Below are 24762 nucleotides of genomic sequence, written 5' to 3' on the forward strand. Positions count from 1 at the left end.
TCAGGCTTCGCTGGAGAACGACCCGCTAGGGGTCTGGCTGATGCGGATGATGACGAACTCGGCCGGTTTGACGGGTGCGATGCCCACCTCCATCACGAGCTCGCCGCTGTCGATGTTCTGCAGCGTCATGGTGCTGAGGCCGCAGCGGACGTAGAAGGAATCCTCCTTCTTCACGCCCAGCAAGGCCCCCGCCCGCCATTGCTGCGTGAGGAACGCATCGACGCTTCCGACCAGGCGATCCCAGAGGCGGGGGTTGTTCGGCTCCAGCACCGCCCATTGCGTGCCCAGTTCAAGCGACCGTTCGATCGCGATGAACAGACGGCGCACGGCCAGGTATTTCCAGTCTGCAAGGCTGGTGATGCAGCGCGCGCCATAGATGCGGATGCCAAGGCCGTCGGGTCTCAGGTCGCGGATGACGTTGATGTTGTTGGGGCGCGGGTTCAGGATCTCATGCTCGCCCTTGGTGACGATCACCTCGAGATCGGTGAGATTGCGCATCACCTCGTTGCCGGGGGATTTGAACACGCCGCGTTCATTGTCGATGCGCGCGCAGAGGCCCGCCATGTGGCCCGACGGCCCGATGGCGCGGGGCTGGTCGGCGGCGTCGCGAATGATGATGCGCGGGTAATAGATCGCCGCGTATTTCGTATCGAAGCGCAGCCGCTGCGACTGGATGTCGGTCAACGACGGAACCGCGCCGCCGGTCACCTCGGGGTCGAGCAGCGCCACGCGATAGCGCATGCGTTCGCACTGTTCGATCATCGCGCCCTGCACGCTGCTGTCGCCCCAGCCCGGCACGGCGATGATCGAGATGTCCTCGACCTCTTCCAGCGCACGCAGCCCCGTGCGCGCGCCCGGGCCGCCATCCGTGCCGCGAACCTCGAGCGCGGTGGGCGCGTCGTCCACCCCGGCGGTCGTGGCCAGAAGCGTCAGCCCGTCGTCGCCGGTCGGAAAGTTGAGCGGGTTGGCGTCGCCCGGAACCGACGCCGGATCGACCCGCAACAGCGCGGATTCCTGGTTGATCCGGTCGACGACGAACTTGCCCGGCACGTTCTCGAGCGTGAGCGCGTCATAGGTCTCGGTCACGCCGTCATAGCTTGCGCTCAGCGCGAATTCCTGGACCGTCAGCACCGTTTCCGTCGCCGGCGCCACGGGAGCGACGGTCGCGACCGCCGGCCCTTCGAGCGTCACGATGGCGCCGTTCACCGCCGTCACCCGGCGCAGCATCTTGTCGGCGTCGGGGCCGCGGTCGATCTGCACCCAGGCATTGACGTAGAACCCCGCCGCCGAAAGCAGCCGGATCCGCGTGTCGTCAACCGCCGGGACGCCGACGAAATCGTCCGCCACGCCGCGCGCCGCGACGACCCGCTGCGTGGTGACAACGATGTTGTCGCCCCATGCGCCCGGTTCGGCCGCCGCGAAGGTGACGCTGGACGGGCGGGCCCCGGTCTGCGGGATGCCGTCCGCGTCCAGCGTCGCAAGGTCGCTCGACACCCAGGACGAACGCGCGGGGAATTCCGTCGGCCCGGCCGGGCTGATGTCGATATTCGCGGAGAGGGTCACGTCCCCCGTGCCGGCATCAATGCCCCCGGCGGCGATGGTTTGCGCGCTCGACGCGTAGGTCACGCCGTCTGCGACATGGGACAGCGTCAGCGCGGTCCCCGCTCCGAGCCCGAGCGTGCTGCGCACCCGGATATCGGGTGTGCCCACCGTGGCGTCGGCGCCCGCGGCGAGCCGGGTGATCATTCCGCCTTCGGTCGCGAATTCCGACGCGCTCGCCGTGGGGCCGAGCGCGCGCATGACGTAAAGCCGCCGCCCGCCATTGGCGAAGAACCCTTGCGCGGCGTAGAACATCTCTCCGGCGGTTCCGGCTGCCGCCGGGAGCGGGCCGCCGAACCGCTGGCGGAATTGCAGCATGTTGGTCACGAGGACCGGCGGCCCGAATTCCGGCCCGCGCACCGCGTGGCCGACCATGCCGGTCGTGCTGGTGCTGACGGCCTCGATGGCGGGGGGCTTCAGGTCGACTTCTTCGGTGAAAACGCCCGGGGCGAGATACTCAGCCATGGCAGATGTTCCTTATGTTGGATCGCGGGATCATGGGACGAGATACCAGTCGACGGGACCGGCCCTCAGGTGATCGGCCTCGTAGGTGCTGGTATTGGTGGTGAAGCCGGCGGCGCTGACCTCGATTGCCGGGGCGTCGATGCGCGCCATGCCGGCGATGAGGTAGTCGCCGTTGGGGCCGCTCAGCGCTTGGGCGTCGTGGTAGCGGTCCGGCTGGCCCGCCTCGCGCAGGACCAATACGCCGCCCGCCGCGGGCAGCGCGTCCAGCGAGATCACGGCCTCGCCGGCATGGGCGGCCCCGATGAGGTTTCCGGTGCTGCCGGAAAAGCCGCCAGGGTTGAAGCGGTCGATCATCGCGCCGGCCCCGACCGTGCCGGCCAGACCTTCGGTCAGCGTGAGCAGCGCGGCGGGGGCCGGGCGGTCGGGATGCGCGATGAGTTGCGCCACCTCCGCGTAGAAGCGGCGATGGTTCGGGCCGACGCGCAGCAGTTGACCGTCGGCGACGCCCGAGCCGTCGTCGATCGCCAGCAGGGCCTGGCCCGCAAGCGCGTCGTCGATCGCGGCGACGGACGCCAGCGGCGCGATTGCGCGCCGCCGGATCGTGGCCGCCGCGCCCGCGTCGGCCCGCAAGGGCTGACGCAGCAGCAGCGGCAGCTCGCCCCCCGCCGCCGGGATGGGGGAGATCGTCAATGCCGCGCCGGCGAGCGGATCGAATGTCGGGTTCGGCCCGGCGCTGCGCCCGAACACCCGCCCCGTCATGGTGAACGGCAGGCGGCGCAGCGCGATGTCGTGGCGATGCGGCAGCGGTGCGAAAGCCGGGATCGTCACGTCGACGGAAGCGTCGCGATAGCCCGGCGCGGAAAGGTCCAGCGTGACGGAATGCGGAACCGAACGGTCGATGAACGCGAGGTTCGGGTTGCCCGCGAGCGCGACCTCGCGGTCGGATCTCGCCGAGAAGGTGGCCGGGGAATTGCTGGCCAACGTCACCTCGCGGGCGATTGCGCGCCCGTCCGCGTCGTCGGTGACGGCGGCGATGGCAAAGGCGCGGTCAACCGCGCGCAGGTCGGGGATGACCTCGTATTGGCGCCCGCCCACGGTGACGAGCGCCCCCCTCATGACACACCTATGATCTGGCGATAATCGACGTTGCGCTCGGTCACGGGCTGCGCGGTCTCGAAGCTGCGCGACGATTCGATGGCGACGTACTGGACGAAGTAGGGGACCGAGAGGCGGTAAGGCTCGTTCAGGGCCTGCCAGATCCGCAGGCTGTCCTCGAACGACTGCTTTTCAAGATGAACGGCGAGGGGTTCGTCGCCCCTCCCCGAGAGGCCGGCATGGGTGAATTCCGGTCCCACCCGCGCATGCGCGTTGAGCGCCTGCATCGCGTGTCCGAGCAGCCGGTGCGCCGTCACTTCATCAGCGGTCAGCGGCGTCACCAGGTAATGCAGCGTCAGCGCCAGCGGCGCCGGAACCAGCCGCCCGTCCGAGTTGACGGTGGGCGGCGCGTTCTCCAGTTCGCCAAATCGCTGCACCCGGTAGAGCCAGAGCGACACGGTATTGGCCCCGCCCGCGGGCGTGCCGATCTCCCTAGGTGAGCGCAGATCGATCGTCGTTCCGACGAACGGCCCGGCATCGGTGAAGGTGGACAGCAGGATCGCGCGAAGCGACTGGCTGACATGGCTGATCGCGGAGGAGTCGGCCATTTCAACCCCTCCCCTGGATGGCGGTGCAGAGCGAGTTCAGCGATATGTCGGTGAGGCTTTCGACAACCAGCCGCCATTCGCGCAGCTCACCCAGCGACGGATCGTCAAAGAGCGTGATGACCTTGCGGCGGGACCACCCGCCTTGCAGCCAATCCTCAAGCAGCGCACGTTGCGCGGGCGCGACCTGCGCGCCGAGGATCAGCACGTCCGGCGCATGATTTCTGAGGGCGGTTTCCATGTTTTCTGGGGCGACGTCATGGGCAACGACCTTTGCGTTTTCGCAGCGCGCAATCGCCTCTTTGACCAATGTCCAGTGCATCGGTGCAATCCGGTCGGCCAATACCCTGAGCGGTAATGCAGTCATGACGTCCTCCAGTGCCGCCCCATGCTGCGCCATCGCCGCACACCGCGCCATGGACCGAAGGGATCGGATTCCGCCCTGAACCGTCCGGCCCGCGGCGGTCCATGGGGCAGGGGCCAACGGTCCGGGCCAACCGGTCCGGACCATCGCAGCGCGCACATGAAAAAAGGCCCGTGCAGCACGGGCCGGGGCGGGTTTTCTCATTCGGGATGGTCCATGGCGCCCCCGTCGCCGTCGGGGGGCCGCGCGTCAGATGCGCCCGGATCTCGCGATCGCGCCGGCTTCCTGGCGGCGTCGCACTTCGAGCTTCTCGAGGACGCGGTGAACGTGGTTCTTGACGGTCGCCGGGCTGATCCCCAGCCGCCGGGCGATCTCCTTGTTGGTGGCGCCGCGCTCAAGGTTGAAGAGGATCTGCGTCTCGCGCGGGGTGAGCTGGCGCGCACCCTCGGGGGACAGGCGGCGTTCGACCCGCTCGATCAGCCGCGTGACAAGCTGGGCGGTGGTCTGCGGCGAGCTTGAGAACTCGCCGCGCGCCACCCGTTCGATGGCGTCCACGACATCCTCGATCGACCCGGAATCGTCGACGAATCCCTTGACGCCCAGTTCCGCCCAATCCGCGATGTCATGCCGGGTGCTGCCGATGGCGACGCCGACCATTGGAACGGCTCGGCTCGTGCCGCAGAGCGTCCTGGCGAACTTGCCGGACCCCGCCGAGCCGACGTCGAGCACGACCACGTCGGCGGCGTTCTCGTTGATCCGCGCGGCGGTCCGCGCATTGAGCCGGCCACGGCCCAGAAGCGCGATCTTGTCGCACCGGCCCAGTTGCAGGTGCAGCCCCTCCATCACCAGCTTGACGTTGCTTGCGACAAAGACCCGGGGAAGATCGCATGGCTGCTGTCGTCGCGCCGAAATATCCATGAATGTCCCCTGAGCCTCCGTGCAGAAATTACACGGGCGCGCCGAAAACATCGCACCCGGAAGAAGCGGTTTCGACCTGCAGAGAACACGGCGCGACGCGTGTGAACAATATTGCGCCGGCCCGCAAGCGAGTTGAATATGGAACTAATCTACCGGGGAAATTTTATACCGAGGCGCGATTCGCTTCAAGCTGACAACCGTTAACCGCGAGTCGCGCGCGCTTGAGGCGACACCTCAACCGTCGGCCGGCGCGCGGGCGGCTTCGGGCGTTTCGCGGAAGCGGCAGCCATAGCTGGGTCGGATGCCGGGTTGCGCCGCTTCGCGCCGGCCCTTCGGGGCGCGCGTCGTCATCGGCAAGAAATGGCCAAGCCCGCCCCAGCGGCGGGCGAGGCCGGGCCGCCGCCGCGCGCAGAGTCCTCAGTCGGCGGAGACCTCGGCAAGCGACTGGAGGATCATCTGCTCGGTGAAGGGGCGCGGCAGCACGCTCACCTTCGGGTGGCGCGTCGCGTCGCCATCGGCTTCGCCGATGGTGAGCACAATATGCGCCCCGCGATCGCGCAGCAGCGCGCCGATCCCGGATTGTTCCAGTTCCGGGCGCTTCAATTCGAGATACGCCACCCGCACCTGCGATATGTCCTGCAATGCCGATCCGAGCGCGCGGATATCCGTGACGTGCACGACGCGGCAATGCCCGCATGATTCGATCGTGCCGCACAGGTCGGCCGCGATGATCGGGTTGGTCTCGAGCACGACATAGGTGGGCGTCGGCACGGAATCTGGCAGACAGTCAGGCGGTTCTTTCACGGCGCAACCATCCAAGTTCGACATTTGAATTTCCCTCTAGGCAAGAGGATCATGGAACAAATCCTCGGTCAACGCATTAAATTATGACATATGGGACAGGGGGCGTCATGCCAACCAAATGCATCAACTGTCCGCTGCGAAAGCGGGACGTCTTCGTGGAAATGTCCGAATGCGAACTCGCTTTCATGCAGGAGTTCAAGGCCGGCGAGCTCAAGGTGGAGCCGGGCACCACGCTGATGTTGGAAGGGTCAAGCAGTCCGCAGCTCTATACCGTGCTCGACGGCATGGGGCTGCGCTACAAGATGCTGGAAAACGGCGAACGGCAGGTGATCAGCTTTGTGATGCCTGGTGATTTTATCGGGCTCCAGGCCGGCGTCATGCGCGAGATGAAGCATTCGGTCGAGGCCAGCACGGACATGGTGCTCTGCGTTTTCGACCGACGCACGCTCTGGGGGCTGTTCCGCGACCATCCAGAGCGCGCGTTTGACCTGACGTGGCTTGCGGCTGTCGAAGAGCATTTTCTCGGTGAAAGCCTTGTCGTCATCGGACACATGAACGGACTGGCCCGCATCGCGCGGGCTTTCGTGCGGCTGCATGATCGTGGCGAATCCCTCGGCCTCGCGCAGAATGGCGTGATGAAGCTGCCCTACAAGCAGCAGGATCTTGCCGATGCGCTCGGCCTGTCGCTTGTCCATACGAACAAGTCGCTCAAGAAACTGCGCGAACGCGGAATCGCCGAATGGCGCAACGGAACGCTGAAAATCCTTTCCTATGGCAAACTGTGCGAAATGGGCCTGCTGGATGAAAAGCGGGAGATGATGAAACGCCCGCTGATTTGATGAAACTGTCCGCGCCCGGCGCCGATCCTGCCGCCTGATTCCGCATGAAAGACGTTGCCGATGCCGCTCTCTTCCGAACGAGATAACATATTGCGTACCGCGGTCGTGCTGATCGCGCTCATCGCCGGGTTCGCCGCGCTCAAGATCGGCGAGAACATATTCGCGCCGATGACGCTGGCGGTGGTGGTGGGCGTCATCCTGTCGCCGCTCGCCCAGGCGATGGAGCGGATGGGGCTGCCGCGCGGCCTCGTCTCGGCGGGGGTGCTGGTCGTCTTCGTATTGCTGTTCGCGGTCATCGCCTTCCTGATCGAGCCGCTGATCTGGCGGCTGACCGACGCCATGCCCAGGATCCGCTTCGAACTGCGCTACTTCGTTGAAGAGCTGCGCGGCTTGATCCGCGGTCTCGACGAGGTGAACAAGGAGGTCGAGCAGGCGCTCGGAACCTCCAACGGCGCGGCCAAGGCGGCGGGCGGCGAAGAGGGTGACGTGGCGAAAAGCGTTCCCAACCTCACCGACGCTCTGTTCTTCGCGCCCGTCATCCTGGCGCAGGCCCTGATCTTTCTGGGCACGCTGTTCTTCTTTCTGCTCACGCGGGCGGGCATCTACGACTGGATTTCGCACTGGTCGGGGCGCACGCGCGAACAGGCCGACCGCATCCGCGACCGTTTTCGCACCGCGGAAATATTGGTCTCGCGCTATTTCTTCACCATCACGCTCATCAACCTGGCGCTGGGCGCGGCGCTGGCGGGGGCGCTGGCGCTGATCGGGCTTCCGGCGCCGATCGTCTGGGGCGCGGTGGCGGCGGGACTCAACTATATCCTCTATCTCGGGCCGATGACGGTGACGGCCGGGCTTCTTGTCGCGGGCGTGGTGGCGTTCAACGGCCTGTTCGCCGTCGTGCCGCCGCTGATCTTCCTGTGTCTCAACATGATCGAAGGCCAGTTCGTGACGCCGACGCTTGTCGGGCGCAACATCTCGGTCAACCCGCTGCTGGTCTTCGTGTCGCTGGTGGTGTGGCTCTGGCTCTGGGGACCGATCGGCGGGATCGTCGCGATCCCGGTGCTGGTCACCGTGCTGGCGCTGCTGGACATTTTCGACGGCGACGAGGTCATCGGAAAGCACGGCTGACGCGGGGCGGCGTTCAGGGCTCTGCTATGCCGGCAGGGGTCTTCGGCTCGGCGCGCGTCTCCTCGGCGATCCGGGTTCCGCCGTCGCTGCCCACGACATGATCGGCGACGAACGCGTGGCGCAGCCCCGGCGGCGCGTCCGCGCCGATGGTCGTGTCGCGGGCGGTGCTCAGCTCCAGTTCGGCGTTCAACTGCGCGCCGAGCAGCACGATATAGGCGCTGAGATAGAACCAGAAGAGCAAGGCAACCACCGCCCCGAGCGAGCCGTAAACCTCGTTGAAACGCCCGAAGTTCTGCAAATAGAGCGTAAAGGCCGCCGACCCCGCCGCCCAGCAGAACAGCGATAGAAACGCCCCTGGCGTGAGCCACGCCACCCGCGCGCCCCGCCGGTTGGGGCCGTAGCGGTAGAGCAGGCAGATGCCGAAGAACACCACCGCGAGGACCACGACCCACTTCACCAGCACGAGCAGCGCGCCCGTGAGCGGCGTCACGACCAAGAGCGCAAAGACCCCCGGCAGAACCACCACCGAGGCAAAGGCGAACAGCCCGACGATGATCAGCACCGCGGTCAGCAGGATCGCCACGGCGTAGCGGCGGATCGGGTTGGGGCGGTGCCTCTCGCGGTAGATCGAATTCATCCCCCGGATCAGCGCCGCAACCCCGTTGCGCGCGGTCCAGATCGCCAGCAGGATGGATATGAGACTGGTCAGCTGCAACGTCGAATTGTTGGCGGCGATGAGCTTGCTTGTCTGGTCGTTCAGGATCGTGAACGCCTCCGCGGGCAACAGCTGCTTGGCGATGCCCATCTGTTCGCTGATCATCACGGGATCGGCGAAATACCCCCACAGCGCGATCAACGCCGCCAGCCCCGGAAAGATCGACAACAGCGCGTAAAAGGCGACCCCGGCGGCTATCAGCCCGAGGTTGCGTTCATCCGCCTGCCGTAGGACCCGCCCGGCGACCCGCCACCATGTCCGCCACCCGAGATCGCCGGGCCGGCGCGCGCGCATACTGTCCGACTCGGCGGCCTGTGATGCGTCCCGTTGGTTGCGGCGCGCCATGCGCTTTTCAGACGCCACGGGCATGCCGCGGCCCGTTCTTTTGCCAGATCGTCCGACCGCCGGGTGCCCGGATCGCGCCCATGATATGTCTCCCGCAAATCTCCAGCCCGGAACCCAACGTCGCGGGCGGGGCATCGGTTCCGGCGCATCCGCTCAACGGCCAAGCCTACGGCACTGATACTTCTGGAAAAGTTTGGAGCGGGTGATGAGATTCGAACTCACGACATTTACCTTGGCAAGGTAACGCTCTACCCCTGAGCTACACCCGCATCCTTGGGTAACGCGGAGATATAAACTCTGCGCCGTGCTGGCAAGGGCAAACTGCACAGGTGTGGCGATTTTATTTCCCGTCGCTTCTTCTTGCTCCAAATATCCCGGGGGCGCGTTGAATTTTCTCGCAAATTCAACGCCATGGGGCAGCGCCCCCTGCAAGCCTTCCGGCGCGCCGCAAGCGCTCATCCGGATCACGCGTAGCTGAGCAGCCGCCGGTGCGGCACGTCCACGTCCTCGCTATGCACGATCACGCCGCCGTCATGCAACCAGACGATTCCATAGGCGCCGGGCTCATCGACCGAGGCGTGGGTGTCCGTCCCCGGCCCCATCATCGGCGACTGGTGACAGGGACTTTTCAGCACGCTGACGGGAATGCCCGCCACGCTGCCGTGAATGGTCCGGTGGACGTGCCCGGCGACGATCTGCGACACGGCGCCATGGCGCGCGAGCGTCGCGCGAAACGCTTCCTTGTCCGCAAGGCCGATGGCGTCCATCGCGTCAAAGCCCACGTCGACGGGTGGGTGATGCATGAAGATCACCACGCGCCGCCCACCGGCGCCCGCCAGCGCGCTCTGGAGAAAATCGAGCCGCTCGGCGCAGAGCCGCCCCGAGTGTTCGATCGCCGCATCCTCGTCGAGCGTGTCGAGGAGGATGAGCCGCACATCGCCGCTGTCGATTACCTGCTGCACGAAGCCCGCATCGTCGCAGGGCGCACCCGGGAAGGCGGCGCGGAACGCCGCGCGCCGGTCGTGGTTGCCGAGCGTCAGGTGAACGGGCAGGGGGCAGTCGGCAAGCGCGGCGCGCAGCCGCGCGTATTCCTCCGCGCGCCCGTGATGGGCAAGGTCGCCGGTGATGATGATCCGCTCCGCATCGCTCTGATGGGTCAGCGCGTGGCCCAGCACCGCGCGGAACCGGGCGGCGGGGTCGAGATGGCCGATCCGCCCGCCTTCGGGCATGAAATGCAGGTCCGTCAGCACGATGATCTTGCGCAGGCCCCGTAGCGGCATGTCAGTCGCCCTCGAATTCGATCAGCAGGTCCTTGGCGTCGATCTGCCCGCCCGGCGCGACGCGCACCGCCTTCACCGTGGCGTCGCGTTCGGCGTAGATGCCGGTTTCCATCTTCATCGCCTCGATGGTCAGCAGCAGGTCGTCGGCGCTGACCTTCTGGCCCGCGCTTACGCCGACGCTCGCCACCACGCCGGGCATGGGGGCGCCGACATGGTCTGGATTGCCGGGTTCGGCCTTGGGGCGCGCCGCCGTCTGCGACGTTACCAGCCGGTTCGGCACCCGCACCACGCGCGGCTGGCCGTTGAGTTCGAAGAACACGCGCACGTCGCCCTCCTCGGTCGTTTCGCCCACCGCCTGAAGGCGGATTTCCAGCGTCTTGCCGGGGTCGATCTCGGCTGTGATCTCCTCGCCGGGTTCCATCCCGTAGAAGAAGGCGCGCGTCGGCAGGGTGCGCACAGGTCCGTAGATGCGGTGGCGGCCCATGTAATCGAGGAAGACCTTCGGATACATGAGATACCCGCTCAGATCCTCGTCATCGACCGGCTTGCCCTCCAACTCCTTGCTCAGGCCCGCGCGCTCGGCCTCGAGATCGACGGGCGCGAGGCGCTTGCCGGGGCGCTCGGTCAGCGGCTTTTCGTCCTTCAGCACCTTTTTAACCAGCGCGGGCGGAAAGCCGCCCGGCGGCTGGCCGAGATTGCCGCGCATCATGTCCACGACCGAATCGGGGAAGGCCACGTCGCGGGCCGGGTCCTCGACATCCGCGCGGCTGAGGCCCTGGCTCACCATCATCAGCGCCATGTCGCCCACCACCTTGGAGCTTGGCGTGACCTTGACGATATCGCCGAACATTTCGTTCACGGCCCTGTAGGTCTGCGCCACCTCGGGCCAGCGATCCTCGAGCCCCATGCTGCGCGCCTGCGCCTTGAGATTGGTGAACTGTCCGCCGGGCATTTCGTGCAGGTAGACCTCGGAACTCGGCGCCTGCATCCCGGATTCGAACGCGGCGTAATGGGCGCGCACCGCGTCCCAGTAATCGGAAATCTCGCGCACCGCGCCGATATCGAGCCCGGTGTCGCGTTCCGAATGCGCCAATGCCTCGACGATGGTGCCGAGCGTCGCCTGGGACGTGTTGCCCGAAAGCGCGTCCATCGCGCAATCGACCGCATCGACGCCGGCATCGGCGGCGGCGAGGATCGACGCAGACGCGATCCCGGCCGTATCATGCGTGTGGAAATGGATCGGCAGGCCGACTTCGGACTTCAGCGCGCGGATCAGCGCGCGCGCGGCCGCCGGTTTCAGCAGCCCCGCCATGTCCTTGAGCCCCAGCACATGCGCGCCCGCGGCCTCGAGTTCCTTGGCCATGCCGACATAATACTTCAGGTCATATTTCGCGCGATCCGGGTCGAGGATGTCGCCGGTGTAGCAGATCGACGCCTCGCAGACCTTTTCGCTGTCGATCACGGCGTCCATCGCGACCCGCATGTTTTCCACCCAGTTGAGCGAATCGAACACGCGGAACACGTCCACGCCGGTCCGCGCCGCGACGCGCACGAATTCCTGCACCACGTTGTCGGGGTAATTGGTGTAGCCCACGCCGTTGGACGCGCGCAGCAGCATCTGCGTCATGATGTTGGGCATCGCCGCACGCAGATCGCGCAGCCGTTGCCACGGACATTCCTGCAAGAAGCGATAGGCCACGTCGAAGGTGGCGCCGCCCCAGCATTCCACCGAGAAGAGCTGCGGCAGGTTCGCGGCGTAGACGGGTGCGACCTTGATCATGTCGTGGCTGCGCATCCGCGTCGCCAGCAGCGACTGGTGTCCGTCGCGCATGGCCGTATCGGTGATCAGCAGGCGCTTCTGCTTCTTCATCCAGTCGGCCACCGCCTGCGGCCCCTTCTGTTCCAGCAGGTTGCGCGTGCCCATCATCGGCTCCGCGCGCAGGGCGGGCGGGCGCGGGTCCTTCAGGTCGTCGCGCGGGCGGGGGCGGTCCTTGGTCTCGGGGTGGCCGTTCACGGTGATGTCGGCGATGTAAGTGAGAACCTTCGTGCCCCGGTCGCGCCGCTTGTTGAACTGGAACAGTTCGGGCGTCTCGTCGATGAACTTGGTGGTGTATTCGTTGCCGACGAAAGTGGGATGCTTCAGCAGGTTCTCGACGAAGGCGATATTGGTGGAAACGCCCCGGATGCGGAATTCGCGCAATGCGCGGTCCATCCGGGCGATGGCCGCCTCGGGCGTCTGCGCGTGGGCCGTGACCTTGACCAGCAGGCTGTCATAGAAGCGCGTGATGACGCCCCCCGCATAAGCCGTCCCGCCGTCCAGCCGGATGCCCATGCCGGTGGCCGACCGGTAGGCGGTTATGCGGCCGTAATCGGGGATGAAGTTGTTTTGCGGGTCTTCCGTCGTGATCCGGGTCTGGAGCGCGTGACCGTTCAGGCGCACGTCCTCCTGTGACGCCTTGCCGGTCGCCTCCTGGATCGTCGCGCCCTCCGCGATGCGGATCTGCGCCTGCACGATGTCGATGCCGGTGACTTCCTCGGTCACGGTGTGCTCGACCTGCACGCGGGGGTTCACTTCGATGAAGTAGAAATTATCGGTCTCCATGTCCATGAGGAACTCGACCGTGCCGGCGCATTCGTAATTCACGTGCTTGCAGATGCGGTAACCGAGGTCGCAGATCTCGGCGCGCTGGGCCTCCGAAAGATAGGGTGCGGGCGCGCGTTCGACGACCTTCTGGTTGCGGCGCTGGACCGAGCAATCCCGCTCGAACAGGTGATACATGCCGCCGTGCTTGTCGCCGAGGATCTGCACCTCCACGTGGCGCGCGCGGGTGATCATCTTCTCAAGGTAGCCCTCGCCGTTGCCGAAGGCGGCCTCGGCCTCGCGCCGGCCCTCCATCACCTTCTCGGCCAGTTCGTCCTCGGACATCACCGGGCGCATGCCCCGGCCGCCGCCGCCCCAGGACGCCTTGAGCATCAGGGGATAGCCCACCTCGGCGGCCTGGCGGCGAATCTCGTCCATGTCGTCGCCCAGCACCTCGGTGGCGGGGATGACCGGCACGCCGGCCTCCTGCGCGACGCGCCGCGCGCTCGCCTTGTCGCCAAGGGCGCGCATGGTTTCCGCCTTCGGGCCGATGAAGGCGATGCCGGCGGCGGCGCAGGCATCGACGAAATCGGGATTTTCCGACAATAGGCCATAGCCCGGATGGATCGCGTCGGCGCCGCTTTCGCGGGCGACGCGGATGATTTCCTCGATCGACAGGTAAGCGGCGACCGGGCCGAGCCCTTCGCCGATGCGATACGCCTCGTCCGCCTTGAAGCGGTGCAGGCTGAGCTTGTCCTCTTCGGCGAAGACGGCGACCGTGCGCTTGCCCATCTCGTTGGCCGCACGCATGATGCGGATCGCGATCTCGCCCCGGTTGGCGATCAGGATTTTCCCGAATTGCGTCATCTATGGAGGTCCCTCTGGCGATTCTTTGGTTTTGCCACATGGTCTAACGCAAGATCGCCGCGTTGCGGCGTCATTTTCCGCGCAAGCTGTGACATGGTGCGACATTCGCGCGCCTTATCCGCGGCAAAGCCGCTCGCGCACGTCGCGCAGCCGATGCGCGCCAAGCTGCCCCATGTTCGAGACGAGGTCGAGCCGCAGCGTCTCGGCCAGGTGGGCGGGCCCATCCGGGCCGAGCGCGGCGAGCGCGTAATGCCAGGGGCGCGCCATCATCACGAAATCGGCGCCAAGCGCGATCGCGCGCAGCATGTCGAGCCCCCCGCCCACGCCGCCATCGAAGAGGATGGGCAGATCGGTCGCCGCGCGCAGGGCCGGGAGCGCGTCGACGGTGGCGGGGGCGGCGTCGAACTGCCGCCCGCCGTGGTTGGAAATCCAGATCGCGTCCACTCCGGCCTTTTCCAGGCGCGGCACGAACGCGGGGTCGAGCACGCCCTTGACGATGAACGGCCCCTCCCAGGCGTCGCGCAGCCAGCGCAGGTAATCCCAGTCGGGCGAGGTGCGCAGCAGGTAGCCCGCGTGCTGGGTCGAGGGCAGGCCGCTGGTTTCGCCGGCGTAGCCGTCGATCATCCGCATCCGCGGCATCCCCATCCGCGCCATGCCGAGCGCCCATGCGGGGCGCGTCGCCACCTGCGCCAGAAGGCGCGGGGTGAGGCGCGGCGGCTGTGTGAGGCCCGAGCGCACCTGCCGTTCGCGCCGCGACGCGACCGGCACATCGACCGTGAGCACCAGCGTCGAGAACCCCGCGGCGCGGGCGCGGTTCAGCATGTCGGCGCGGATCTCGGGATCGCGCGGCGGATACATCTGGAACCATCCATGCTCGCCCAGCTCCGGCGCCACGTCCTCGGGCGTCTGGCTGGCGACGGTCGAGAGCGTGTAGGGAACGCCTGCCTCAGCCGCGGCGCGGGCGAGGTGGCGTTCGGCGTCCGGCCAGACGAGGCCGGACATGCCCACCGGGCCGATCCCGAAGGGCAGGGGAAGCGTGCGACCCAAGAGCTCGGTCGAGAGGTCGGGGGCGAATTCGCCATGCAGGATCGACGGCATGAGCGTGACCTCGGCCAGCGCCGCCTCGTTCGCGTGGCGCGTGCGTTCGGCCCCCGTACCGCTGTCGAGATATTCCCAGACGAAGCGGGGCAGGCGGGCGCGGGCGCGGGCCTTGAGATCGGCCAGGCCGGGATAGCGGGCGTGCAGGTCCATTCGGGCATTTGCACCGCGCGCGGCGCGATTGTCCAGAGGGCGGCGTCGGCGCGGCGGAGGTTGCGCCGGGGCAGGCGCCGTCAGAGCGGGTAAATGGGGAACATCAAAAGATTTTGTGCAGACATATTCGCAGAGGCTCGACATTCCGCGCGCGGTGGCCTTTTCTGCGCGCCATGGATACTGTCCCGAATTCCCGGCCCGGCTGGGGCGTCTTCTGGATGATCGTCACGGGCGGGTGTTTCGTGGGGGTCACCGCGCTCGTCAAGGTGCTGGGCACCGACGTGCCCGCGACCCAGGCGGCCTTTCTGCGGTATTTCCTCGGGCTCGCGTTCCTGATCCCGATGGCCCGTTCGATCCTGCGCACGCGGTTCACCCGCCGGCGGATCGGGATTTTCGCCGCGCGCGGCGCCGCGCATACCGCCGGGGTGATCCTGTGGTTCTTCGCGATGGCGCGCATGCCGCTCGCGGATGTCACGGCGATGAACTACCTGTCGCCGATTTACGTGACGCTCGGGGCGGCGTTCTTCCTGGGCGAGACGCTCGCCCTGCGGCGGGTCATGGCGATCGGGGCGGCGCTGGTGGGCACGCTCATCATCTTGCGCCCGGGCTTTCAGGAGGTCGGGCCGGGGCATGTGGCGATGCTGTTCGTGGCGATGTTCTTCGGCGCGTCCTACCTTCTGGCCAAGATCGTGAGCGACGACTGCTCGCCCGCCGTGGTGGTGGGCATGCTGTCGATCACCGTCACGATCGGGCTGGCGCCGCTGGCGTGGCTGCACTGGGTCACGCCGACATGGACCGAGGTGCTGATCCTCTTCGGCGTCGCCTGTTTCGCGACCGCGGGGCATTTCACCATGACGCTGGCGTTCCGCGCGGCGCCGCTCACCGTGACGCAGCCGGTCACCTTTCTGCAACTGGTCTGGGCGGTGCTGCTGGGCGCGCTGGTCTTCGGCGAGGGGGTGGATCCGTTCGTGATTCTCGGCGGACTGGTGATCGTGGGATCGGTCAGCTTCATCACCTGGCGCGAGTCGGTGCTCAAGCGCCGGGCGATCACGCCGGCCTTTCACCAGACGAAATACTGAAGGCGCCCGACGCGCGGGCATGAAAAAACCCCGGCGCGCCGCGCCGGGGTTCCCTTTGCCGTGACGGCGGGGCGTGGTTTACGCGAACCACCAGCGCTCCATCCAGCGCTCTCCGTCCATGTCCCAGTTCGAGGCGTATTCGCCATGCCCGATCTTGTCGGTGATGGCGAAGACGTAGTTGGCGAACATCGGGATGATCGCGCCGCCCTGGTTGGCGAGGATGTCCTGCATCTCGAAATACATCTCGCGGCGCTTGGCGTCGTCGAGTTCGGCGCGCGCCTTGACCATCAGTTCCTCGAAACGCTCGTTGCACCAGAAGGTGTCATTCCAGTCGGCGCCGCATTTGTAGGCGGTGGCGAACATCTGGTCCTCGACGGGACGACCGCCCCAGTAGACCGCGGTAAACGGTTTCTTCATCCAGATGTCGGACCAGTAGCCGTCATTGGCCTCGCGCTTGACGTCGATGTTGATGCCGGCGGTCTTGGCCGAAGCCTGGTAGAGAACGGCCGCGTCGACCGCGCCGGGATAGGCGGCGTCCGAGGCGGAAAGCTGGACCGACACGCTGTCGACGCCGGCCTCTTTCAGATACCACTTGGCCTTGTCCGGGTCATAGACCTTCTGTTCAAGTTCACTGTTGAAATAGCGCTGTCCCGGTCCGATCGGGTGGTCGTTGCCGACCGAGCCGTAACCGAACAGGATCTTCTCGACCAGTTCCTCGCGGTTGATTGCGTATTTCAGCGCCTGGCGGATGTTGTTGTCGGTGAACGGATCCTTGGTGACCGTCATCGCGAAGGTGTAGTGTTGCGTCCCGGCGATGGATTCGATCTTGATCGCCTTGTTGCGCTCCAGGAGGCCGGCGGATTTGAGATCGACCTTGTCGATCGCGTGAACGTCGCCCGAGACGAGCGCGGTCGTGCGCGCGTTCTGGTCGACGACGACCAGCGTTTCGATGCTGTCGAACCAGCCGACATCGTCGCGCCAGTGGTTCTCATTGCGCTCGAACTGCGAGGAAACGCCGGCATTGAAATCCTTGAGCACGTAGGCGCCGCAGCCGTCACCCGATTTCCAGTCGATTCCGCCGCCTTCCTTGGCCGGGCAGATCGCGAGGTGGTAATCGGTCAGGATGAACGGGAAGTCGGCGTTGCCCCCGTCGAGCTTGAAGATAACGGTGTCGTCGCCCTCGGTCGTGAGCTCCTGGATGGGCGCCACGATAGGACCGGCGGCCGAGGTGGAATCCTCGCCGCGGTGATGGTTGATGGACGCGACCACATCCTCGACGGTCACGGGCTTGCCGGAATGGAAGGTCACGCCCTTGCGCAGCTTGAAGCGCCATTCCGAGGCGTCATCGGAGGCCTCCCAGCTTTCGGCGAGCTCGGGCTGGACGCTGCCGTCCTGCGCCACCTCGGTCAGCCGGCCGTGCACGCCGAAGCTCAGCGCGATCATGTAGCCGTTTTCCCACTGGCCGGGGTCGAGCGTGTCGGTGGTCTGGCCATGGCCCTTGGCGACGCGCAGATGGCCGCCGCGCTTGGGTTCGGCCATCGCGCCGCCAAGGGGCAGGGCCGACGCGGCGGCGGCCACGGCGGTGGTTTTCAGAAATCCGCGGCGGTCGAACATGCCGCCTTTAACAAGTGTCATATCAGTTTCTCCCTGATTGTTTGCGTTTATACTATAGCGACCCGCCTCGGCGCCGGCCAGTGGATCATGGCCGGATCGTCGCGACTTCGGAGGTTGCGCCCGTCGCAAGAGCCGGGCGCCGACCTGCCGGCGACCTCGTAAAGTGTCGCCTTGTCATGCGATTACGAGGCGCGCCGAACGCGTCATCCGAAGACGTTGGTTGTCATTGACGGATGAGTCAACGAAAAGTTAAGTGCCGCATGAAAGCCGCCGGGGCATCGGCCCGGCGCACCGCAGGAGGGCGCAGGCCAATGACGCATCCCAACATCCTCATCCTCATGGTCGACCAGTTGAACGGCACGCTGTTTCCCGACGGCCCGGCCGAGTGGCTGCATGCGCCCAACCTGCGCGCGCTGGCCGAGCGCTCGACCCGCTTCGCCAACGCCTACACGGCGAGCCCGCTCTGCGCGCCGGGGCGGGCGTCGTTCATGTCCGGGCTCCTGCCCTCGCGCAGCCGCGTCTACGACAACGCCGCCGAGTTCGCCGCCGACATTCCCACCTACGCGCACCACCTTCGGCGCGCGGGGTATCAGACCAGCCTCTCGGGCAAGATGCACTTCGTCGGTCCCGACCAGCTTCACGGGTTCGAGGAGCGGCTGACGACCGATATCTACCCGGCCGATTTCGGCTGGACGCCCGACTATCGCAAGCCCGGAGAGCGGATCGAGTGGTGGTATCACAACCTTGGCTCGGTGACCGGGGCGGGGGTGGCCGAGATTTCCAACCAGATGGAATATGACGACGAGGTCGCCTATCACGCCACACGCAAGATCTACGATCTCGGGCGCGGGCATGACGCGCGGCCCTGGTGTCTGACGGTTTCGTTCACCCACCCGCACGACCCGTACGTCGCGCGGCGGAAATATTGGGATCTCTACGAGGATTGCGAGCATCTGCTCCCCGAGATCCCGGCGATGCAATACGATCACCACGACCCGCATTCGCAGCGCATCTTCGACGCCAACGACTGGCGCAACTTCGACATCACAGAAGAGGATATCCGCCGCTCGCGCCGCGCCTATTTCGCCAACATCTCCTATCTCGACGCGCATGTCGGCGGGATCATGGAGGCGCTCGAGGGCACGCGGCAGGCGGAGAACACCATCGTCGTCTTCCTGTCCGATCACGGCGATATGCTGGGCGAGCGGGGGCTGTGGTTCAAGATGAGCTTCTTCGAGGGCTCGTTGCGGGTGCCGCTGATGATCGCCGCGCCGGGCATGGCGCCGGGGCGGGTCGAGGCGCCGGTGAGCACCATCGACGTCTGCCCGACGCTGTGCGACCTCGCGGGCGCCGACATGGCCGGCATCGCGCCCTGGACCGAGGGTCAGAGCCTTCTGCCGCTGGGCCGCGGAGAGGGGCGCGAGGCGCCCGTCGCGATGGAATACGCAGCCGAGGCGTCCTATGCGCCGCTGGTGTCGCTGCGCCACGGCAAATGGAAATTCAACCGCTGCGCGCTCGACCCCGACCAGCTCTTCGACCTGGAGGCCGACCCCCACGAGTTGACCAACCTCGCGGACGACCCGGCCCATGCCGAAACGCTCGCGCAGTTCGACGCCGAGGCGCGGGCGCGCTGGGATCTCGCGGCGTTCGACGCGCAGGTGCGCGAAAGCCAGGCGCGCCGCTGGGTGGTCTACGATGCGCTGCGCAAGGGCGGCTATTACCCGTGGGACTACCAGCCGCTGCAGAGGGCGTCCGAACGCTACATGCGCAACCACATGGACCTGAACGTGGTGGAGGAAAACCAGCGCTTCCCGCGCGGGGAGTGATGCAGCGGGGGGCTGTTGGAGGATATGCAATGAACGTCAAAGCCTGTGTCGACCATTACATAAAAGAAGTCCGACCGCACAAACAGAGTGAAATGAAGTTCTACGCGGAACGACCGACCTTGACGGAGGCTATGGAGGTCGCAGCGCGTTCCGTGCTGTTGAATGGCAAGAGACACCCGCATCAGTGTCGAATATCCCATGCAACCTTGGATGAAGCGGGTCGAAAGTTGCTTAGTGAAGAGGCTCGGGTGGAAGCGGCCCGCAACTTCGGCGAACTATATTCGGTCGTGTCGGCAGCGATAGCGCCGATCCGCGGAATCGGTCCGCTCGCAATCTACGATATCAGTCACCGGATCGGTGCGTATCGCCGTCTTGAGCCGGAGAAGATATACCTTCACGCCGGCGCGCGCACCGGCGCGAAAGTATTCGGGTTTTCAGGAGGGTGGATCGACAAGGCCGACCTGCCTGCCGAATTCGAACCTCTGTCGGCGGCGGAGATCGAAGATTGTCTGTGCATCTACAAGGATCACCTGCTTCGGCCCGGTGTAGGTGCTGCCGGCTGCGGTGGCGGGGCCAGCGTTTCGAAATGCGTGCCGAAAAGGGCGACAGGCGGCTGCTGATTGAGCCCCCGGACCGTCACTCGCCCATTTCCCCTCCCGTCACCCCACCTCGTAGGGCAGCACCCCGCGCGCGTCCGGGTCCACCCGCAGGCGGCGCTCCAGCGGCGGGACCGAACGCTGGTGACAGTCCGTGCGTTCGCAGATGCGGCAGGAAATGCCGATCGGTTCATAGGCGGCGGGGTTGGAGAGGTCGAGATCGTCGGCATAGACGAGCGAGCCGGCGTGTTTCACCTCGCAGCCCAAGGCGATGGCGAACCTGCGCACCGGCGCGCCGAAGGAGCCGCCCGGTTTGGACACGTCCCGCGCAAGGCTGATATAGCGCACCCCGTCCGGCGTCTGCGCCAGTTGCCGCAGGAAGCGGCCCGGCGTTTCGAATGCGCGGTGCACGTTCCACAAGGGGCAGGCCCCGCCGTAGCGCGCGAATTGCAGGAGCGTGGCCGAGTGCCGCTTGGTGATCGTGCCGGCCTGGTCCACCCGCACGAAGAAGAACGGCACCCCCTTGGCGCCGGGGCGTTGCAGGGTCGAGAGGCGGTGCGCCACCTGCTCGATCGAGGCACCGAAGCGGTTGGCGAGGATCTCGAGGTCGTGGCGGCACTCCTGCGCGGCGGCGAGGAAGGCGGCGTAGGGCATCATCGCGGCGCCGGCGTAGTAGTTGGCCAGCCCGATCTTGGCGATGTCGCGGGCCGCGCCCGACTGGAACCGCGCGAGGTCGAGCGTCGCCTCGAACAGCGAATCCCGCGTCAGCAACGCCAGTTGCATCAGCATCTGGAAGGTCTGCGTCTCGGGCGCCGCGCGCGAGGACAGGTAGAGCACCCCGCCGCGCCGGTCGAGATGGCGCAGCTTGCCCGCGTCGGTCAGGGCCACGGAAATTCCGATCTCCGAAAGCCGCGCGCGGGTCACGTCGCGCATCGTTTCTCCCGGCGCGCCGCTGTCGCCGAACCGTTCCGCGGCGCGGTCCACCGCGTCGATGTAGTTGTCGCAGTAGTGAAAGAAGTCGCGCACCTCGGTCCAGGGACTCTGCTGGGTCTGCGCGTCGTCGCGCCCCAGCGCCTCGTCGAGCGACGCGAGGCGCTCATGCGTCTGCTTGTAGGCGCCGTGGAGTTCGAGGAAGGCGCGCGCGAGGGCGGGCGCGTTGGCCGCCGCCAGCCGCAGATCAGCAAGCGGCGGCGGATCGCTGAAGACCGGGTCGGCCAGCGCCTCGCGCATGTCGCTGACCATGCGTTCGGCGTCGCCGCTGCCCAGTTCGGTCACGTCGAAGCCGAATTCCTGCGCCAGCGCAAGCACCACCGTGGTGCTTACGGGGCGGTTGTTGTTCTCCATCTGGTTGAGATAGGGCAGCGACACGCCCAGCCGCGCGGCGAAGTCCTTTTGCGTGAGGCCGAGCCGCGTGCGCGTCTCGCGCAGCTTGGCCCCGGCGTAGAGCTTCCTGGTCGCCATCGTCACGCTCCGCTGGTTTGCAACTTTGCTCACCCGCGAGGGTAGTTTTGCATAGCGGGGTTTGCAAGGGCTCAGCGCCGCACAATCTGCCGGGTTCGCGCCATCACCACGCCGATCGCAACGATCGCCAGCAGCCCGCTGACCAGCATCAGCCAGAGCAGGGGCGTCGCGCCGCTCTCGGGGGTCAGGACCACGCCCGCCAGCGCCGAGAGCAGCGCGCCGCCGCCGATCATCAGCGCGCCGGACAGGCCGCTCGCCGTGCCGGCGAGATGCGGGCGCACCGACAGCGCGCCGGCGGTCGCGTTGGGAATGGTCATACCGTTGCCGAGCCCCATGCAGGTCATCAGCCCGAAGAAGCTGAGCGCGCTGCCGAGGCCCAGATAAAACAGCCCGAGGTTGATCGAGATGCCCACGGCGTTGATCAGCGTGCCCCAATAGACCATCCGGTCGACGCCCACGCGCACCGAGAACGTGCCCGAGATGAAATTACCGACGAAATAACCGATCGCGGGCGCCCCGAAGTAGAAGCCGACCTCGGCGGAGGACAGGCCGAACACCTCGTCGCCGACGTAAGGCGCGCCGCCGAGATATGCGAAGAACGACCCCGACGACAGCGCCGCCGCCATCGCGTAGCCCCAGAAACGGGGCGAGCGGAAGAGAACCGGATATTCGCGGAACTGCTGGGCGAGCGTGTGGTCGCTGCGCGTCGCCGTTTCTCCCATGTCCGCCCACGCCAGCCAGAGTACGACCGCGCCAAGCAGGAACAGCAGCCAGAAACTCGCCTGCCAGCCGAACTGTTCGTCGAGCATTCCGCCGATGGCGGGACCGACCATCGGCACTACGGTCATGCCCATCGTGACGTAGCCGATCATGCTCGCCGCCTGGTCCTGGGGCACCATGTCGCGCACCACCGCGCGGCTCAGCACCATCGCGGCGACGATGGCGGATTGCGTCATGCGGAAGATGAGGAACACGGTGACGTTGGCCGCCAGCGCGCAGCCCACGGTGGCCAGCAGGAACACCACGATGCCGCCCAGCACCATCGGCCGGCGGCCGAGCTTGTCCGACATCGGTCCGATCACGATCTGAAAGACCGCGTTCACCCCGAGGTAGAGCGCGACCGAAAGCTGCATCAAGCGGTATTCGGTCTCGAAATAGTCGGTCATGCCGGGCAGGCTTGGCAGGAAGATGTTCATCGCCAGCGCCGAGATCCCCGCCAGCAGGATGAGCGTCACGATATGCGGCGGCGTGCTGCGATCGAGGAAACGTATGACGGGCGGGGTGGACATGGATCTTGGCTAAGCCGGCCTTGCCGGGAAGTCCATCGCGGGGGCGTGTCGGTTTGCCGGTTTGCAGTTTTACCGGATGACGCGGATCAGGCTTTGCAAATTTGCCCGAATCCGCTTTTGACCCGGTGGCATTCGGGCTAGATACCCTGCGACAGGCAAGGGGAGCGCCATGAAGGACATTCTGCAACTGCTGGACGACCGCCGCGGGCAGGCCCGCCTCGGCGGGGGCGAGAAGCGCATCGAGGCGCAGCACGAGAAGGGCAAGCTCACCGCGCGCGAGCGCATCGAGTTGCTGCTCGACGAGGGCAGCTTCGAAGAGTTCGACATGTTCGTCACCCATCGCTGCACCGATTTCGGCATGGAGAAAAGCCGCCCCTACGGCGACGGCGTGGTCACCGGCTGGGGCACGATCAACGGGCGCATGGTCTATGTGTTCAGCCAGGATTTCACCGTCTTCGGCGGGTCGCTGTCTGAAACCCACGCGCAGAAGATATGCAAGATCATGGACATGGCCATGCAGAACGGCGCGCCGGTGATCGGCATCAACGATTCCGGCGGCGCCCGCATCCAGGAGGGCGTGGCGAGCCTCGCCGGCTATGCCGAGGTGTTCCAGCGCAACATCGACGCCAGTGGCGTGGTGCCCCAGATCAGCGTCATCATGGGCCCCTGCGCGGGCGGCGCGGTCTATTCCCCGGCGATGACCGACTTCATCTTCATGGTCAAGGACACGTCCTACATGTTCGTGACCGGCCCCGACGTGGTCAAGACGGTGACCAACGAACAGGTCACCGCCGAGGAGCTGGGCGGCGCGCTCACCCACACCCGCAAGTCGAGCGTCGCGGACGCGGCTTTCGAGAATGACGTGGAGGCGCTGGCGGAGGTGCGCCGGCTGGTCGATTTCCTGCCCGCCTCGAACCGCGGCAAGCCGCCGGTGCGCCCGTTCTTCGACACGCCCGGCCGGCTCGAGCCGTCGCTCGACACGTTGATCCCCGACAACCCGAACACGCCCTACGACATGAAGGAACTGATCGAGAAGCTCGCAGACGAGGGCGACTTCTACGAGATCCAGGCCGAGTTCGCGCGCAACATGATCACCGGTTTCATCCGGCTCGAGGGGCAGACCGTGGGCGTGGTGGCCAACCAGCCGATGGTCCTGGCCGGGTGTCTCGACATCGACAGCTCGCGCAAGGCGGCGCGGTTCGTGCGGTTCTGCGACTGTTTCGAGATCCCGATCCTGACGCTGGTGGACGTGCCCGGCTTCCTGCCCGGCACCGGGCAGGAATACGGCGGCGTCATCAAGCACGGCGCCAAGCTGCTCTTCGCCTACGGCGAGTCGACGGTGCCCAAGGTGACGGTCATCACCCGCAAGGCCTATGGCGGGGCCTATGACGTGATGGCGTCCAAGCACCTGCGCGCCGATTTCAACTATGCCTGGCCCACCGCGGAGATCGCCGTGATGGGCGCCAAGGGGGCGGCCGAGATCATCCACCGCGCCGACGCGGACGACCCCGAGAAGATCGCGAAACATGCGCAGGACTACGAGGACCGCTTCGCCAATCCCTTCGTCGCCGCCGAGCGCGGCTTCATCGACGAGGTGATCATGCCGCAATCCACCCGCAAGCGCGTCTGCCGCGCCTTTGCGTCACTGCGCGGCAAGAAGGTTCAGACGCCGTGGAAGAAGCATGCCAACATTCCGATGTGATCTGCTGCCCGGAACCCGCATGATCCGCCCGGCGTTTGCCGTGACGAAAGGAGCATGTCATGGCCAAATCACAGAACCCGAGCATCAAGGACGAAGACACCTACGAATCGCTGCGCGAGGATGGGGCGTCCAAGGAGAAGGCCGCGCGCATCGCCAATGCGCAGGCCAACGATTCGATGAAACCCTCGAAGAAGGGGGGCGGGAATCCGCCTTACGAGGAGTGGACCCGCGACGATCTTTACGAACGCGCGCAGGAAATCGGGATCGATGGACGCTCGGACATGACCAAGGACGAGTTGATCGAGGCGCTGCGCACGCATTGACGCGCGCGGCGGCGCG

The 24762-nt window shown here is 66.4% G+C and carries 20 protein-coding genes and 1 tRNA gene; 7 read left to right on the forward strand and 14 right to left on the reverse strand.

From position 1 onward, the window contains the following. The 6 genes from D6850_RS08470 to D6850_RS08495 all read right to left on the reverse strand — a co-directional run bounded on the left by D6850_RS08470 (nt 1) and on the right by D6850_RS08495 (nt 5817). On the reverse strand, nt 1-2064 hold the full coding sequence (locus D6850_RS08470) for a phage tail sheath C-terminal domain-containing protein (RefSeq protein WP_121165822.1): 2064 nt from the start codon (nt 2062-2064) through the stop codon (nt 1-3). A gap of 30 nt (nt 2065-2094) precedes the next feature. Next, on the reverse strand, nt 2095-3180 hold the full coding sequence (locus tag D6850_RS08475) for a hypothetical protein (protein ID WP_121165824.1): 1086 nt from the start codon (nt 3178-3180) through the stop codon (nt 2095-2097). Then, nucleotides 3177-3767: a Pvc16 family protein gene (locus D6850_RS08480; protein WP_121165826.1), complete on the reverse strand. Its 591-nt coding sequence runs from the start codon at nt 3765-3767 to the stop codon at nt 3177-3179. Before D6850_RS08480 ends, D6850_RS08475 begins: the two co-directional genes overlap by 4 nt. Before the next feature lies 1 nt (nt 3768). Then, nucleotides 3769-4164, reverse strand: a complete 396-nt coding sequence (locus D6850_RS08485) for a hypothetical protein (RefSeq protein WP_147438878.1) — start codon at nt 4162-4164, stop codon at nt 3769-3771. Between the two features lie 213 nt (nt 4165-4377). Further along, entirely contained in the window at nt 4378-5046 is a 669-nt protein-coding gene (locus D6850_RS08490) for a response regulator transcription factor (protein ID WP_166434024.1), read from the reverse strand. Between the two features lie 417 nt (nt 5047-5463). Further along, nucleotides 5464-5817 (reverse strand): hypothetical protein, encoded by a 354-nt coding sequence (locus D6850_RS08495; protein WP_166434025.1) that lies wholly within the window; start codon nt 5815-5817, stop codon nt 5464-5466. Between the two features lie 140 nt (nt 5818-5957). Between D6850_RS08495 and D6850_RS08500 the strand changes: the two genes are divergently transcribed. Continuing rightward, entirely contained in the window at nt 5958-6689 is a 732-nt protein-coding gene (locus D6850_RS08500) for a Crp/Fnr family transcriptional regulator (RefSeq protein ID WP_121165834.1), read from the forward strand. A 90-nt stretch (nt 6690-6779) separates the two neighbouring features. Next, on the forward strand, nt 6780-7817 hold the full coding sequence (locus D6850_RS08505; RefSeq protein WP_245964137.1) for an AI-2E family transporter: 1038 nt from the start codon (nt 6780-6782) through the stop codon (nt 7815-7817). A gap of 13 nt (nt 7818-7830) precedes the next feature. Here the strand turns inward: D6850_RS08505 and D6850_RS08510 are convergent, their stop codons facing one another. From D6850_RS08510 to D6850_RS08530, 5 genes are all read right to left on the reverse strand, one after another. Further along, entirely contained in the window at nt 7831-8901 is a 1071-nt protein-coding gene (locus D6850_RS08510) for a YihY/virulence factor BrkB family protein (RefSeq protein ID WP_245964138.1), read from the reverse strand. Nucleotides 8902-9071: 170 nt separating this feature from the next. Beyond that, a tRNA-Gly gene (locus D6850_RS08515) sits at nt 9072-9146 on the reverse strand. Nucleotides 9147-9341: 195 nt separating this feature from the next. Next, nucleotides 9342-10157 carry a phosphodiesterase gene (locus D6850_RS08520; protein WP_245964139.1) on the reverse strand — a complete coding sequence of 272 codons (816 nt, stop codon included), beginning with the start codon at nt 10155-10157 and terminating at the stop codon, nt 9342-9344. Nucleotide 10158: 1 nt separating this feature from the next. Next, nucleotides 10159-13605 (reverse strand): pyruvate carboxylase, encoded by a 3447-nt coding sequence (locus tag D6850_RS08525; protein WP_121165840.1) that lies wholly within the window; start codon nt 13603-13605, stop codon nt 10159-10161. A gap of 114 nt (nt 13606-13719) precedes the next feature. After that, nucleotides 13720-14856, reverse strand: a complete 1137-nt coding sequence (locus D6850_RS08530; RefSeq protein ID WP_121165842.1) for an alpha-hydroxy acid oxidase — start codon at nt 14854-14856, stop codon at nt 13720-13722. A 173-nt stretch (nt 14857-15029) separates the two neighbouring features. On the opposite strand from D6850_RS08530, the gene D6850_RS08535 reads away from it, so the two are divergent. Then, nucleotides 15030-15935, forward strand: a complete 906-nt coding sequence (locus D6850_RS08535; protein ID WP_245964140.1) for a DMT family transporter — start codon at nt 15030-15032, stop codon at nt 15933-15935. 78 nt (nt 15936-16013) lie between these two features. Here D6850_RS08535 and D6850_RS08540 read toward each other — a convergent pair whose 3' ends face one another. Then, the gene (locus D6850_RS08540) at nt 16014-17570 is read right to left on the reverse strand and encodes an ABC transporter substrate-binding protein (protein ID WP_121165844.1); all 1557 of its coding nucleotides are present in this window, start codon (nt 17568-17570) and stop codon (nt 16014-16016) included. 290 nt (nt 17571-17860) lie between these two features. On the opposite strand from D6850_RS08540, the gene betC reads away from it, so the two are divergent. Together betC and D6850_RS19280 are read left to right on the forward strand one after the other, a co-directional pair. Further along, on the forward strand, nt 17861-19375 hold the full coding sequence (gene betC, locus D6850_RS08545) for a choline-sulfatase (RefSeq protein WP_121165846.1): 1515 nt from the start codon (nt 17861-17863) through the stop codon (nt 19373-19375). 29 nt (nt 19376-19404) lie between these two features. After that, entirely contained in the window at nt 19405-19995 is a 591-nt protein-coding gene (locus D6850_RS19280) for a hypothetical protein (RefSeq protein ID WP_147438880.1), read from the forward strand. A 39-nt stretch (nt 19996-20034) separates the two neighbouring features. Here D6850_RS19280 and D6850_RS08555 read toward each other — a convergent pair whose 3' ends face one another. Both D6850_RS08555 and D6850_RS08560 read right to left on the reverse strand, forming a co-directional pair. Then, nucleotides 20035-21432, reverse strand: coding sequence for a helix-turn-helix domain-containing protein (locus tag D6850_RS08555; protein ID WP_121165850.1), 1398 nt, complete (start codon nt 21430-21432; stop codon nt 20035-20037). Nucleotides 21433-21503: 71 nt separating this feature from the next. Next, on the reverse strand, nt 21504-22721 hold the full coding sequence (locus D6850_RS08560) for a multidrug effflux MFS transporter (protein ID WP_121165852.1): 1218 nt from the start codon (nt 22719-22721) through the stop codon (nt 21504-21506). A 169-nt stretch (nt 22722-22890) separates the two neighbouring features. Between D6850_RS08560 and D6850_RS08565 the strand changes: the two genes are divergently transcribed. Together D6850_RS08565 and D6850_RS08570 are read left to right on the forward strand one after the other, a co-directional pair. Beyond that, the gene (locus D6850_RS08565) at nt 22891-24423 is read left to right on the forward strand and encodes an acyl-CoA carboxylase subunit beta (protein WP_121165854.1); all 1533 of its coding nucleotides are present in this window, start codon (nt 22891-22893) and stop codon (nt 24421-24423) included. A 59-nt stretch (nt 24424-24482) separates the two neighbouring features. Then, nucleotides 24483-24746, forward strand: coding sequence for a DUF7218 family protein (locus D6850_RS08570; RefSeq protein WP_121165856.1), 264 nt, complete (start codon nt 24483-24485; stop codon nt 24744-24746). Nucleotides 24747-24762 lie beyond the last annotated feature (16 nt).

Source organism: Roseovarius spongiae, assembly GCF_003651245.1.
Classification (GTDB): Bacteria; Pseudomonadota; Alphaproteobacteria; order Rhodobacterales; family Rhodobacteraceae; genus Roseovarius; species Roseovarius spongiae.